General features: G+C 70.7%; 16 protein-coding genes. 4 read left to right on the top strand and 12 right to left on the bottom strand.

Annotated elements, in window-relative coordinates:
* Positions 1-48 precede the first annotated feature (48 nt).
* The 4 genes from trpB to KUTG_RS35805 form a co-directional block, all read right to left on the bottom strand.
* Entirely contained in the window at positions 49-1,260 is a 1,212-nt protein-coding gene (gene trpB, locus KUTG_RS35820; protein ID WP_043723174.1) for a tryptophan synthase subunit beta, read from the bottom strand.
* 20 nt (positions 1,261-1,280) lie between these two features.
* A complete protein-coding gene (trpC, locus tag KUTG_RS35815) occupies positions 1,281-2,090 on the bottom strand; it encodes an indole-3-glycerol phosphate synthase TrpC (protein WP_043723171.1) in 810 nt (269 codons plus the stop codon).
* 128 nt (positions 2,091-2,218) lie between these two features.
* Positions 2,219-2,761 carry a Trp biosynthesis-associated membrane protein gene (locus KUTG_RS35810; protein ID WP_043723168.1) on the bottom strand — a complete coding sequence of 181 codons (543 nt, stop codon included), beginning with the start codon at positions 2,759-2,761 and terminating at the stop codon, positions 2,219-2,221.
* On the bottom strand, positions 2,754-4,283 hold the full coding sequence (locus KUTG_RS35805) for an anthranilate synthase component I (protein WP_043723166.1): 1,530 nt from the start codon (positions 4,281-4,283) through the stop codon (positions 2,754-2,756). Before KUTG_RS35805 ends, KUTG_RS35810 begins: the two co-directional genes overlap by 8 nt.
* A 157-nt stretch (positions 4,284-4,440) precedes the next feature.
* Between KUTG_RS35805 and KUTG_RS35800 the strand changes: the two genes are divergently transcribed.
* On the top strand, positions 4,441-5,028 hold the full coding sequence (locus KUTG_RS35800; protein WP_043723165.1) for a TetR/AcrR family transcriptional regulator: 588 nt from the start codon (positions 4,441-4,443) through the stop codon (positions 5,026-5,028).
* Between the two features lie 120 nt (positions 5,029-5,148).
* Here the strand turns inward: KUTG_RS35800 and hisI are convergent, their stop codons facing one another.
* From hisI to KUTG_RS35775, 5 genes are read right to left on the bottom strand one after another with little or no spacing between them, the layout of a single operon-like run.
* Positions 5,149-5,541: a phosphoribosyl-AMP cyclohydrolase gene (gene hisI / locus KUTG_RS35795; RefSeq protein ID WP_052395776.1), complete on the bottom strand. Its 393-nt coding sequence runs from the start codon at positions 5,539-5,541 to the stop codon at positions 5,149-5,151.
* On the bottom strand, positions 5,538-5,921 hold the full coding sequence (locus tag KUTG_RS35790; protein ID WP_043723163.1) for a hypothetical protein: 384 nt from the start codon (positions 5,919-5,921) through the stop codon (positions 5,538-5,540). Before KUTG_RS35790 ends, hisI begins: the two co-directional genes overlap by 4 nt.
* Positions 5,918-6,691, bottom strand: coding sequence for an imidazole glycerol phosphate synthase subunit HisF (gene hisF / locus KUTG_RS35785; protein ID WP_043723161.1), 774 nt, complete (start codon positions 6,689-6,691; stop codon positions 5,918-5,920). Before hisF ends, KUTG_RS35790 begins: the two co-directional genes overlap by 4 nt.
* 9 nt (positions 6,692-6,700) lie before the next feature.
* Complete coding sequence (locus KUTG_RS35780; RefSeq protein ID WP_232241150.1) at positions 6,701-7,435, bottom strand: AAA family ATPase; 735 nt, start codon at positions 7,433-7,435, stop codon at positions 6,701-6,703.
* A 10-nt stretch (positions 7,436-7,445) separates the two neighbouring features.
* On the bottom strand, positions 7,446-8,054 hold the full coding sequence (locus tag KUTG_RS35775) for a Uma2 family endonuclease (protein ID WP_043723159.1): 609 nt from the start codon (positions 8,052-8,054) through the stop codon (positions 7,446-7,448).
* Positions 8,055-8,409: 355 nt separating this feature from the next.
* Here KUTG_RS35775 and KUTG_RS35770 point away from each other — a divergent pair, with 355 nt between their 5' ends.
* Both KUTG_RS35770 and KUTG_RS35765 read left to right on the top strand, forming a co-directional pair.
* Positions 8,410-8,814 carry a hypothetical protein gene (locus tag KUTG_RS35770; protein ID WP_052395775.1) on the top strand — a complete coding sequence of 135 codons (405 nt, stop codon included), beginning with the start codon at positions 8,410-8,412 and terminating at the stop codon, positions 8,812-8,814.
* A 51-nt stretch (positions 8,815-8,865) separates the two neighbouring features.
* The gene (locus KUTG_RS35765; RefSeq protein ID WP_043723156.1) at positions 8,866-9,582 is read left to right on the top strand and encodes a Clp protease N-terminal domain-containing protein; all 717 of its coding nucleotides are present in this window, start codon (positions 8,866-8,868) and stop codon (positions 9,580-9,582) included.
* Here KUTG_RS35765 and priA read toward each other — a convergent pair.
* On the bottom strand, positions 9,548-10,279 hold the full coding sequence (gene priA, locus KUTG_RS35760; protein WP_043723153.1) for a bifunctional 1-(5-phosphoribosyl)-5-((5-phosphoribosylamino)methylideneamino)imidazole-4-carboxamide isomerase/phosphoribosylanthranilate isomerase PriA: 732 nt from the start codon (positions 10,277-10,279) through the stop codon (positions 9,548-9,550). The two genes, KUTG_RS35765 and priA, sit on opposite strands and share 35 nt — an antisense overlap.
* 10 nt (positions 10,280-10,289) lie before the next feature.
* On the bottom strand, positions 10,290-10,925 hold the full coding sequence (hisH, locus tag KUTG_RS35755; RefSeq protein WP_043731788.1) for an imidazole glycerol phosphate synthase subunit HisH: 636 nt from the start codon (positions 10,923-10,925) through the stop codon (positions 10,290-10,292).
* 164 nt (positions 10,926-11,089) lie between these two features.
* Here hisH and KUTG_RS35750 point away from each other — a divergent pair, with 164 nt between their 5' ends.
* Positions 11,090-12,211, top strand: coding sequence for an acyltransferase family protein (locus KUTG_RS35750; protein WP_043723150.1), 1,122 nt, complete (start codon positions 11,090-11,092; stop codon positions 12,209-12,211).
* Here the strand turns inward: KUTG_RS35750 and KUTG_RS35745 are convergent.
* On the bottom strand, positions 12,186-12,860 hold the full coding sequence (locus KUTG_RS35745; protein ID WP_157494982.1) for a hypothetical protein: 675 nt from the start codon (positions 12,858-12,860) through the stop codon (positions 12,186-12,188). The two genes, KUTG_RS35750 and KUTG_RS35745, sit on opposite strands and share 26 nt — an antisense overlap.
* Positions 12,861-13,176: the final 316 nt, after the last annotated feature.

Genomic DNA, 13,176 nt, shown 5'->3' with positions numbered 1-13,176 from the left:
CCGGCAGGTAGCCGATCAGCGAGGACCGTCCCTCGGCGAGCAGCGACATCAGGAATCACTCTCCGGCACGAGGTTGAAGAACGCGTTGGCGGTGCCCATGTCCTTGTCGCCGCGGCCGGACAGGTTCACCAGGATCACGCCGTCCGGGCCCAGTTCGCGGCCCAGCACCATGGCGCCGGCCAGCGCGTGCGAGGACTCGATGGCCGGGATGATGCCCTCGGTGCGGGACAGCAGCATCATCGCGTCCATGGCCTCGGCGTCGGTCACCGGGCGGTACTCGGCGCGGCCGATGTCCTTGAGGTGCGAGTGCTCCGGGCCGACGCCCGGGTAGTCCAGGCCGGCCGAGATGGAGTAGGCCTCCATGGTCTGGCCGTCCTCGTCCTGCAGCAGGTACGAGCGGGCCCCGTGCAGCATGCCGGGCGTGCCCTCGGACAGGGTCGCGCCGTGCTCGCCGGAGTCGATGCCGTGCCCGCCGGGCTCCAGTCCGACCAGCCGGACCTCGGGGTCGTCGATGAAGCCGTGGAAGATGCCGATGGCGTTGGAGCCGCCGCCGACGCAGGCCGCGACCACGTCCGGCAGCCGGCCGATCAGGTCGAGGCACTGCTGGCGGGCCTCGATGCCGATGATGCGGTGGAAGTTGCGGACCATCACCGGGAAGGGGTGGCCGCCGGCCGCGGTGCCGAGCAGGTAGTGCGTGTCCTCGACGTTGGCCACCCAGTCCCGCAGGGCCTCGTTGATGGCGTCCTTGAGGGTGCGGGAGCCGGTCTTGACCGGGATGACCTCGGCCCCGAGCAGCCGCATCCGGGCCACGTTGAGCGACTGCCGCTCGGTGTCGACCTCGCCCATGTAGACCACGCAGTCCAGGCCCATCAGCGCGCACGCGGTGGCGGTGGCCACGCCGTGCTGGCCGGCGCCGGTCTCGGCGATGACCCGCTTCTTGCCCATGCGCTTGGTCAGCAGGGCCTGGCCCAGCACGTTGTTGATCTTGTGCGAGCCGGTGTGGTTGAGGTCCTCGCGCTTGAGCAGGATCTTCGCGCCGCCCGCGTGCTCGGCGAACCGCTTGGCCTCGGTCAGCAGCGAGGGCCGCCCCGCGTAGTCACGCAGCAGCCGGTCGAACTCGTTGATGAACTCCGGGTCCAGCCGGGCCTTCTCGTACACCGCGGTCAGCTCGTCCATCGCGGCGATGAGCGCCTCCGGCATGAACCGGCCGCCGTACGCGCCGAAGTACCCGCGCTGATCCGGGTCGTGCTTGTCGGTCATGTCTCCCCAGAACCTGGTCGTTAGCGACTCGGGCGTGGGCACGCCGGATGCGAGCCGGCGGTGACCAGCTGCGTCACGGCCGCCTTCGGATCCCCGCTGGTGATCAGACTTTCCCCCACCAGCACCGAATCGGCGCCGGCTCCCGCGTACGCCATCAGGTCGCCGGGGCTGCGCACACCGGACTCCGCCACCTTGTAGGTGTCGAACGGCAGGCCCGGGGCCAGCCGGGAGAACACGTCCCGGTCCACTTCCAGCGTGTGCAGGTTGCGGGCGTTGACGCCCAGCACCGTCGCGCCGGCCTCCAGCGCCCGGTCGCACTCCTCGGCGTTGTGCACCTCGACGAGCGCGACCATGCCCAGCGACTCCACGCGGTCCAGCAACGCCTCCAGGGCGTTCTGCTCCAGCGCGGCGACGATCAGCAGCACCATGTCGGCGCCGTGCGCCCGCGCCTCGTGCACCTGGTAGGGGCTGACCACGAAGTCCTTGCGCAGCAACGGAACACTGACCGCGGCCCGCACCGCGTCCAGGTCGTCCAGCGAGCCGCCGAAGTGCCGGCGCTCGGTGAGCACGCTGATCACGCGGGCCCCGGCCGCGGCGTAATCCCTTGCCAGCTCGGCAGGATCGAGCACCGGGGCCAGCTCGCCGCGGGCCGGGCTGCGCCGCTTCACCTCGGCGATGACGCCGATGCCGGGCGCGTTGAGGGCGGTCATCACGTCCCGCGGCGCGGGCGCCGTCTGGGAGCGTTCCTTCATGACCTCGAATGGGATCTGGGCCTCGCGCACGGCCAGATCGGCGCGGACGCCGTCGATGATCGAGTCGAGCACGGACACGCCATTTCCCCTTCCCGCCGCATTTGATGCTAACCCCGCGGCGCATCCGGCACGTACGGCGGGTCACCGAAAGACCCCCTGGTAGTCAAGGCCCTATCCGGTAACAATCACGCCGCGTGCCGCTTCCGTCACTGGCTGGCGGTGGGGTCCGAGCCCGAGTCCAGCGCCTGCCACAGCTCCCGGTCCGGGTCGCTCACCCGCCTGGCCTGGGCCGGGGCCTGGTATTTGGCCCCGAGACGGGGCATCCGGTGGCCGGACCGGACCAACAGGACACCGGCCAGCGTCACGGCCAGCCCGGCCAGCACCGCCACGCCGTGACCGACCGCGATCGTCCAGAACGGGTAGGCGGCCGGGTGCGTCGCGAAGACCTCGCCCACCCCGTCGAAGGCCAGCCACACCGTGCCCACGCCGACCAGGAACACCACCCCGCCGGCGATCCGCCGCACCAGGCCCCCGGTCGCCACCACGGCGGCGATCAGGGCCAGCGACGCCCACGCCAGCGGCACGAGCGCGGTCTCCCGCTCCGAGCCGTTGAGCCTGGTGGTGACCACCCCGGTCAGCGGGTCGCTGTGCTGCGTCCAGGACCACGTCATCAGCGACGACACCCAGAGCAGCAGCGCGGCCAGCGCCAGCAGGCCCACCACCGTCCAGAGTGGACGCCGGTCAGACATCGGCGGTCACCGACTCGCGGGCCGGCCGCAGCGTCTCCGCGGTGGCGATGGCGGCCAGCACCGCGCGCGCCTTGTTCAGGCACTCGGTGTCCTCGGCCTGCGGGTTCGAGTCGGCCACGATGCCCGCGCCGGCCTGCACGTAGGCCACGCCGTCGCGGACCAGCGCGGTGCGGATGGCGATCGCGGTGTCCCCGTCGCCGGCGAAGTCCAGGTAGCCGACGATGCCGCCGTACAGGCCGCGCCGGGTCGGCTCCAGCTCCTCGATCAGCTCCATGGCCCGCGGCTTGGGCGCGCCCGACAGCGTGCCGGCCGGGAAGCAGGCGGCCAGCGCGTCGTAGGCGGTGCGGCCCTCGTCCAGCTCGCCGGTGACCGTGGAGACGATGTGCATCACGTGGCTGTACCGCTCGACCTTGAAGAAGTCGACCACGTGCACCGAGCCCGGGCGGCAGACCCGGCCCAGGTCGTTGCGGCCCAGGTCGACCAGCATCAGGTGCTCGGCCCGCTCCTTGGCGTCGGAGAGCAGGTCCTTCTCCAGCATCGCGTCCTCGTCGGCGTCGGCCCCGCGCCAGCGCGTGCCGGCGATCGGGTGCGCGGTCGCCTTGCCCTCGCGCACCGTGACCAGGGCCTCCGGGCTGGCGCCGACGATGTCGAAGCCCTCCAGCCGCAGCAGGTACATGTACGGGCTGGGGTTGGTGGTCCGCAACACGCGGTAGACGTCCAGCGCGTCGGCGGTCGTGTCGATCTCGAACCGCTGCGACAGCACCACCTGGAACGCCTCGCCCGCGCGGATGGCCTCCTTGGCCGTCTCCACGGCCGCGCCGTACTCCTCGGACGTGCGGCGGCGGCGCAGGCGCACCTCGGCCGGCCGCAGCACCGACGCCGTCGGCGGGGCCTCCGTGGACAGCTCCTCGGTCATCTGGTCCAGGCGGCGCACGGCGTCGTCGTACGCCGCGTCCACGCGCTCCTCGGAGTCGTCCCAGTTGACGGCGTTGGCGATCAGCGTGATGGAGCCGGAGTGGTGGTCGAGCGCCGCGAGGTCGGTGGCCAGCAGCATCACCATCTCGGGCACCTGGAGGTCGTTCTCGGCCAGCTCCGGCAGGCGCTCCAGGCGGCGCACCGCGTCGTAGCCGATGAAGCCGACCATGCCGCCGGTGAGCGGCGGGAGGTCGGGCAGCGGGTCCGTGCGCAGGATCTCGATGGTGGCGCGCAGGGCCTCCATCGGGTTCCCGCCGGCTGGCAGGCCGACCGGGGGCGTGCCCGTCCACGCCGCCTCGCCGTCGATCACGGTCAGCGCGGCCGGGCTGCGCACGCCGACGAAGGACCAGCGGGACCAGGAGCGGCCGTTCTCGGCCGATTCCAGCAGGAATGTGCCCGGTCGGTCGGCGGCTAGCTTGCGGTACACCCCCACCGGCGTCTCGGCGTCCGCCAGCAGGCGGCGGACGACCGGGATGACCCTGCGCTGCGCCGCCAGCGCGCGGAACTCCTCGCGGCTGGGACTGACCTCCCCGAAGGCACTGACCATGACTGCCATTCTGCTCCATGAGGTTGACGCCGTGACGACGCGACCCTAGATTTCAATGGTTGTTGAAATTAGGAGTGGACGTGACCGAGCTTGCGAGGGAACCGTTCAACACTGGGACCTGGGTCGCAGACCCGCCGAGCGCCAGCGAGGTGGGCCTGTGACCGACCCGAAGCGGCGGGGCCGCCGGCCCGCCGGCGAGGACACCAAGGCCGCCTTGCTCGCGGCCGCCCGGGAAGTCTTCACCGAGCAGGGGTTCGACGGTGCCACGGTACGCGCCATCGCCGCCCGGGCCGAGGTCGACGCGGCCATGGTCAACCACTGGTTCGGGGGCAAGCAGGGCCTGTTCGCCGCGGCCGTGCAGCTGCCCGTGACACCCGAATGGATCAAGGAGACCGTGCTCAACGGGCCCGCCGACCAGGTGGCCGTCCGGGTGGTGCGGACCTTCGTGACGACCTGGGACAACAGCGCCGGCGGGGCCTTCGCCACACTGGTCCGCAGCGCCGCCACCCAGGAGTCGGCGGCGCAGATGCTGCGGGAGTTCATCACGTCCGTGTTCGGCGGCATACTCCGTGAACTCGGCGTCGACCAGCCCGAACTTCGGCTGAGCCTGTTCGGCTCCCAGCTGGCCGGCCTCGGCCTGGCCCGCTACGTGATCCGCCTAGAGCCCTTGGCTTCCGCCGACATGGAGACCATCGTCCGCACCATCGCCCCCACCCTCCAGCGCTACCTCACCGGCAACCTGTAGGCCCGCCCTCAGCCCAATAGACCGCTCGGCCGCGCCGGCGCCTGGACCGTCGCCGGATTTCGATCGGCCGCCACGCGACGCGACCGACCGCTCAAGCCGACGCGGGCGATCGAAATCCGGCTAGGGAAGGCACCGGTCACGAGCGGCCGAGCCCGCCCTGCCGGAGGCGGGGCCAAGAATGCTGCCGGCGTCGAAACAGGTGCGGTCGCCGGTGTGGCAGGCCCCGCCCTCCTGGTCGACCACCAGCAGGATCGTGTCGCCGTCGCAGTCGAGGCGCACTTCGTGCACTCGCTGCGTGTGGCCGGAGGTCTCGCCCTTGATCCACTGCTGCCCGCGGCTGCGGGAGAAGTACGTCGCCTCGCGCGTGGTCAGGGTGCGGTGCAGCGCGGCGTCGTCCATCCACGCCACCATCAGCACCTCGCCGGTGCCGCGCTGCTGGGCCACGGCGCACACCAGGCCCTCCGCGTTTCGCTTGAGGCGCTGGGCAATCGCCGGGTCGAGCGTGTCGGTCACGTTGCGCTTCCCATGTGTCGGCGGGCGGGCAGGGTGATCTGCATGACGATCGAGTACACGTGCGCGGCGGCCAGAATCCCTGAGAGCACGGCGATCCAGACGTCCACCGCCAGCAGCGTGAACGAGGCGTAGATCAGCGCGCACAGCACCGTCCACAGTAGAGCCGGGATGCGCACGGGCCGGATTCCCCCGAGCAGCCCCGCCCCCAGCCCCAGGCTGATCACCGCCACCGGCGCCGGCAGGATGATCGAGCCGAGGTCGCCGGCCTGGATGCCCAGCACCAGGAACGTCAGCAGGAACAGCAGTCCCCCGCCGGCCAGCACCAGCGCCGCGATCTTGATCTCTACGGGCGCGGACGACCCGGGCAGCACCTGTCTCACCGGATCACCACTCCCGCGCCCCTGAGCTCGTCCTTCACCTCGCCGATGGACAGCGTGCCGAAGTGGAACACGCTCGCCGCCAGCACCGCGTCCGCGCCGGCCTGCACGGCCGGCGGGAAGTGATCGACCTGGCCGGCGCCGCCGCTGGCGATCAGCGGCACGCTCACCCGGGCCCGCACCAGGCGGATCAGCTCCAGGTCGAAGCCCGCCTTGGTGCCGTCGGCGTCCATGGAGTTGAGCAGGATCTCGCCGACCCCCAGCTCCTGCCCGCGGGCCGCCCACTCGACGGCGTCGATGCCCGTGCCGCGACGGCCGCCGTGCGTGGTCACCTCGAAGCCCGACGGCGTCGGCCGGCCGTCCGCCGGCACCCGCCGCGCGTCCACCGACAGCACGATGCACTGCGCCCCGAACCGCTGCGAGCACTCCTGCAGCAGCTCCGGCCGGGCGATCGCCGCCGTGTTGACGCTGACCTTGTCCGCGCCCGCGCGCAGCAGCCGGTCCACGTCCTCCGGCGCGCGCACGCCGCCGCCCACCGTCAGCGGGATGAACACCTGCTCCGCCGTGCGCCGCACCACGTCGTAGGTCGTCTCCCGGTCCGACGACGAGGCCGTCACGTCCAGGAACGTCAGCTCGTCGGCCCCCGCCGCGTCATAGGCCGCCGCCAGCTCCACCGGGTCGCCCGCGTCGCGGAGATCGGTGAAGTTGACGCCTTTGACAACACGACCCCGGTCGACGTCGAGACACGGGATCACACGGACTGCGACCGACATGGCCCCAGCCTACGGGCCGGCCAGCAGGTGGCGCAGGTAGCGGTCCGGGTCGGCCAGGAACTCCCGGGTCAGCCGCACCGGCTGCGCCGTGTCGAACTCCACCCGTTCGATCGCGCCGTCCTCACCGACCTCCAGGATCGCCGCGCCCGGCAGCGACAACAGGATCGGCGAGTGCGTCGCCACGATCAGCTGGCAGTCCTGCTCCACCAGTTCCGCCATCCTCGCCACCAGCGCCAGGCACCCCCGCACCGACAGCGCCGCCTCCGGCTCGTCCAGGACGTAGAGCCCGTTGGGCCCGAACCGGTGCGTCACCAGGTCCAGAAAGGACTCCCCGTGCGACCGCTCGTGCGGGGAGCGTCCCCCGTAGTGCTGGATCGAGTCGCCGCCCAGCCGCTCGATCTCCGTCGCCACGTTGTAGTACGACTCCGCGCGCAGGAAGAACCCCGTCCTCGGCTTCCCGATCCCCCTCGTCAGCGTCAGGTAGTCCCCCAGCGACGACTCCGTCGCCCTCGTCGCGAACCGGAAGTCCTGGCTCCCCCCTTCCGGGTTGAACCCCGCCGCCACCGCGATCGCCTCCACCAACGTGGACTTGCCCGCCCCGTTCTCCCCGATCAGGAACGTCACGCCCGCCCCGAGGTCCAGACCGTCCACTTCGGACAGCCACCGCACCACCGGCAGCGTGAAGGGGTAGCGCCCCGTCGACGGCTCGTCGAGCCGCACCCGCCGAATGAACAGTCCAGCCACCGGGCCGACCCTACGTGGTGAGCTCGTCCAGGCTGTCCAGATCGATGGTCACCGGGAACGGCACCGACGTGACGAACTCGCCGGTGACACCGCCGTTGTCCTGGTAGCCGAACTCACCCGCAAGATGGCACTCCACCAACGAGATCGGATCGTCCGTGTCGATGATCCAGTAGTGCGGGATACCAGCGTCGGCATACTCCCCACGCTTGGTGATGTTGTCCATCCGGACCGAACTGGGCGACACGATCTCCACGGCTAGCCACACTTCCGAGGCCCGAACCAGCCTGCCCTCCAACTGCGCGCGGCGCACGGCCTCCAACTCAACCACAATCAGATCGGGACAGCGGGCGTTGCCAGGAGCATCCGGCGGACGGAGTTCCAGATTGACCTCCATCTCCGGATACGCGCGCAGACTGCCAGTCAACTGTGGCTTCATCTGGTCGCGAAGCTCCGACAGGACCGACACATGAAGTGGCCGCGGCCTGGGGCTCATCACGAGTGAGCCCTCCTGGAGTTCCCAGTGGTGTTCGGTGTCTTCAGGCAGGCGTTCATACTCGGCAATCGTCAGTGGGTGATCGAACTGGGGTGGGCCTTGCCAACCCCTCGACGACGCAGTCACTCGGTAACTCCTCACGTCTGTTTGCAGCCTGCCACGCCATGATCGCTCATCCCCCGCCCGAGCGTGCAGTGCACTCGCCAGGAAGGGCTGAATACCCACTCCCGGGCCGGCGTCGTCACCGTGCGTGGTGAACTTAGGTAATTTCGGCCATACCTAGGTTCATCTCGGGATGGCAACGGCCGTCACGCCACCAATACGCTACGCACGGCGGGACCCGCCATGAGGTCACGCATACCCGCACATCCTCTTCCCTGCGGAGGCACGCGTGTCGACTACGCTGCAAACGATTGCACACCTGGAGCTGCGAATACATCGGTGGCTGAGCCGGAACAGCGTAATACTGCTGCGGATCAGCATGGGTGGAATCATTCTGGTCTTTGGGTTCCTCAAGTACTTCCCCGGCCTGAGCCCGGCGGAGCACATGGTGGAGACGGTGAGCCGGATGCTGAGCCTGGGCCTGGCGCCGGACCGGCTGACGATGGACGTGTTCGCGACGGTGGAATGCCTGATCGGGCTGTCGCTGATCACGAATATCGGGCTCAGAATCGCGATCTACCCGATGACGCTGTGGGCGATCGGAATTCTGCTGCCACTGGCGCTGATGCCGGCGGAACTGTTCAGCGGGCCGGACCACATGCCCACCCTGGAGGGCCAGTACGTGCTCAAGGACCTCATTCTGCTGGCGGCGACAATGGTCATCGCGGACACCACGGTGCACCGAACACAGCGGAAGCACGGGGCCTCGGGCCGCTGGACCTGATCGTCAACCAAAGGTTGACAATGCCGTCAGAGTCAACCTAACGTTGACGGCATGACCACACCACGACTCGACGACATGATCACCCTGGTCGCCACGCTGCACCCCGACGGCGACCCGCTGGACCGGCTGTCCGAGGCGGTGCTGCTGGCCGACCGCCTCGGGGAGCTGTCCGACCACCTGGTCGGCCACTTCGTGGACCAGGCCCGCCGGGCCGGCTCCACCTGGACCGACATCGGCCGCAGCATGGGCGTGAGCAAGCAGGCCGCGCAGAAACGCTTCGTGCCCAAGGACGAACCGCTGGACTGGGGCCCGTTCAGCCGCTTCACCGACCTCGCCCGCAAGGTCGTGGCCCAGTCCCAGACCGAGGCCCAGACCGCCGGCCACGGCTACATCGGCACCGAGCACGTGCTGCTGGCGCTGATCTCGCTGTCGGACGGCCTGGCCGCGAAGGCCCTGATCGCGCAGGGCCTCACCGAGGAGCAGGTCCGCGCCGCGGTGAAGGTCGCGGCGCCGGCCGGCGGCGAGACCGTCACCGGGCACATCCCGTTCACGCCGAGGGTGCGCAAGGTGCTGGAGCTGGCCGTGCGCGAGGCGCTGCGCCTGGAGCACAACTTCGTCGGCACCGAGCACATCCTGCTCGGCCTGATGGCCGAGGGCGAGGGCATCGGCGTCAAGGTGCTCACGGGCCTCGGCGTGAACACCGAGGAGCTGGAGCGCCACATCGTGGCCAAGCTCAGCGAGTTGCTGCGAGAGCGTCGGGGAGAGTGAAAGCGCCGGCGTAGAGGGCCTTGCCGACGATGGCGCCCTCGACGCCGTCCGCGGCCAGGCGCGAGAGCGCGACGAGATCGTCCACACTGGACACTCCGCCGGAGGCGATCACGGGGGCGTCGGTCCGGTCGCAGACCGCGCGCAGCAGCTCGACGTTGGGGCCCCGCAGCGTGCCGTCCTTGCTCACGTCGGTGACCACGTAGCGGGAGCAGCCGTCACGGTCCAGCCGCTCCAGCACGTCCCACAGGTCGCCGCCGTCGCTGGTCCAGCCGCGGGCGGCCAGCCGGTGGCCCCGCTCGGTGATCCGGACGTCCAGCCCCACCGCCACCTTGTCGCCGTGCTCGGCGATGGCCTTGGCGCACCACTGCGGGTTCTCCAGCGCGGCGGTGCCGAGGTTGACCCGGGTGCAGCCGGTGGACAGCGCGGCGGCCAGCGACTCGTCGTCACGGATGCCGCCGGACAGCTCCACCTTCACGTCCAGCTTGCCGACGACGCCGGCGAGCAGCTCGCGGTTGGAACCACGGCCGAACGCGGCGTCGAGGTCGACGAGATGGATCCACTCGGCGCCGTCGTTCTGCCACGCGAGCGCGGCCTCGAGCGGGTCGCCGTAGGAGGTCTCGGTGCCGGCCTCGCCCTGGACCAGCCGGACAGCCTTGCCGTCGGCGACATCAACGGCGGGGAGCAGGTAGAACGTCACGGGTAGGACCCTATCGCGTGCTGGCCAGCCAGTTCTCCAGCAGGTGCGCGCCGGCGTCGCCGGACTTCTCCGGGTGGAACTGGGTGGCGCACAGCGCGCCGTTCTCCACCGCGGCCACGAAGTCCTCGCCGTGGTTGGCCCACGTCACCATCGGGGCCTTCAGGGTGTCGCTGTCCGGCACCAGCTCCCACTTGCGCACGCCGTAGGAGTGCACGAAGTAGAACCGGGCGTCGCCGTCGAGGCCGTCGAACAGGACGGAGCCCTCGGCGGCACGCACGGTGTTCCAGCCCATGTGCGGCAACACGTCGGCGTGCAGGCGTTCCACGGTGCCCGGCCACTCGCCGCAGCCGGCGGACTCGATGCCGTGCTCGACGCCACGCTCGAACAGGATCTGCATGCCGACGCAGATGCCCAGCACGGGCCGTCCGCCGGCCAGCCGCTCGCCGATGATGCGGCCGCCGCGCACGGCGTTCAGGCCCGTCATGCACGCCGCGTACGCGCCGACGCCGGGCACCACGAGGGCGTCCGCGGCGAGCGCGGCACGATGGTCGGCGGTCACCTCGACGTCGGCGCCGACGCGGCGCAGCGCGCGCTCGGCCGAGCGGAGGTTGCCTGATCCGTAATCCAGCACGACTACACGGGGCACGCGCACAGCTTAGAGGGCCACCACGAACGTGATCTCCATCACGCTACGGAACGCATTCTCCCCGGCAGACCAACTATTCGAGTAGCTCGTCCGTCTTACGGGCTATGGCCGGTGTCGTACCGTAGCCGGCTGCTGCCGCCGACGAGCCGATCGAAGGACGCACCTTGACTCAGCTGGCCACCCCAGGCCGAACCACGAGCCCCGGGACCGAGTCACTGGGTGGGCGCCTGCCGTCGCTGACCGGCCTGCGCTGGGCCGGCGCCTTCCTGGTGTTCGGCATGCACGTCCGCAACTTCGGCTTCTTCGGCCCCGGCCCGGCGGCCAACGTGATGGCCACCGTGTTCCAGGCCGGCGGCACCGGCGTGTCGTTCTTCTTCATCCTGTCGGGCTTCGTGCTGATGTGGTCGTCCCGGCCCAAGGACACCGCGCTGGGCTTCCTGCGCCGCCGGGTCGCCCGCATCTACCCGGTGCACCTGGTCTGCCTGCTGCTGGCGCTGGTGCTGGCCCTGACCATCGGCTCCGAGATGGTGCCGACGGGCGGCCAGCTGGCGGCCAACGTGCTGCTGGTGCACTCGTGGATCCCGGACTACTTCTACTACCAGAGCCTCGACCCGGTCAGCTGGTCCCTGGTCTGCGAGCTGCTGTTCTACGTCACGTTCCCGCTGTTCGGGCGGCTGGCCCGGCACCTGCAGGCCCGCGGCGCGATCGTGTTCGCGGCGGTCAGCGCGCTGGCCGTGGTCGCGGTGCCGATCGCCATCACCGTGCACCCGGTCTCGTGGCCGGTCTACTTCCTGCCGCTGGCCCGCCTCGGCGAGTTCACGCTCGGCATCGCGCTGGCCCGCCTGGTGATGCTGGGCCGGTGGCGCGGCCCGGGCCTCGACGTCGCGCTGGGCGTGACCCTGATCGGCTACTTCGTGGTGCCGGCGCTGCCCAGCGCCTTCGGCAACACGTTCTGCACGCTGCTGGGCTTCAGCCTGCTGATCCCCGCGGCCGCGCTGGCCGACCTGCGCGGCACCCACTCGGTGTGGCGGCTGCCGGTGATGGAGCGGCTCGGCGAGTGGTCGTTCTCGTTCTACATGGTGCACGTGCTGGTGCTCGGCGCCGTGAAGACGCTGCTGCCGGGCACGATCTCCCTCAGCGCGCCGGCCGGGCTGGTGGTCGTGCTGGCCATGTTCGGCGTCAGCCTGGGCCTGTCCTGGGCCCTGTTCACGTTCGTGGAGACGCCGGGCCGCAAGTTCATCACCGGTTCCCGCAAGAAGGTCAAGACGGCGCCATCCCCTGCGTGACCGGCACGACCGGCAGCACGGTGTTCAGCGGGGCCTCCTTCACCGCCCTGCGGCTGGCGTCGGCCGGCAGCTTGGCCAGCCACGCGTCGGCGTGACCGGCGTCGACCAGCGACGCCACCTGGGCCACGTCGTCCCGCCCGGCGGCGGTGAACAGCGCCGCCAACGCCTGCGGGCCGCCTGACGGCCAGTCCTGCACACAGTTGAGCATGGCCTGGTCGGCGGCGTCCAGCGTCTCGCCGAAGTGCCGCGCCACGGCGTCGTGCCGGCTGCGCTGGTCCCGCTTGTCGCTGTGCACGAGGAACATGCCGCGCAGCAGGATCCGCGCCGCCCCGCCGCGCGGGTTGGTCGCCTCCAGCAGCGTGAGCACGTCCCGGTGCGCGCCCCACGCCCAGCCGTACAGGGCCTTCTCGTAGATGGGGTGCGCGGTGACGGCGTTGTCGTCCCAGCGCACAGCGAGCGCCCGCTCGCCGATGCGCAGGCAGGTGCGGGCCAGCGCCACGGCACGCGGGAAGCGCGCGGTGAGGGCGGGCAGCACCACGGTGCCGGAGCCCACGGGGACCAGCACCGCCGGTCCCTCGCCCTCCTCGTGCAGCCGCATCTGCAGCTTGGCGGTCGGCACAGGAGTCCAGATGAGCGTCCTAGCGGTCACGGGCGCACATTCTGCCAAGATCGTCAGCGCCGCACCTCGCCGTGCCCGAATCGCTGCGCATCCGTGTCGTGGGCCGATCGGTTCCGTCGAACGGGCGTAAACCCCTGGTCGATGGATACGCCGTCCGGGCGGCCCGGCTGATCGGGTGACCATAATTTTGACCAGGCCACCTGCTGCTAGCGTGGCGGCGGTGTCGTCGGCGGAGCGGAGTTGCGCGGTCTGCGGGCAGGTGCTCGCCGACCAGCACCGCGTGCGCTACTGCTCCAACGCCTGCCGCCAGCGGGCCTATCGCCGCCGGGCCACCTCCGCCGCGCGG

Origin of the sequence: Kutzneria sp. 744 (assembly GCF_000568255.1) — a bacterium.
GTDB lineage: Bacteria > Actinomycetota > Actinomycetes > Mycobacteriales > Pseudonocardiaceae > Kutzneria.
The sequence above is the reverse complement of the archived record's forward strand: the minus strand, read 5'-3'. Positions and strand labels throughout refer to the sequence as shown.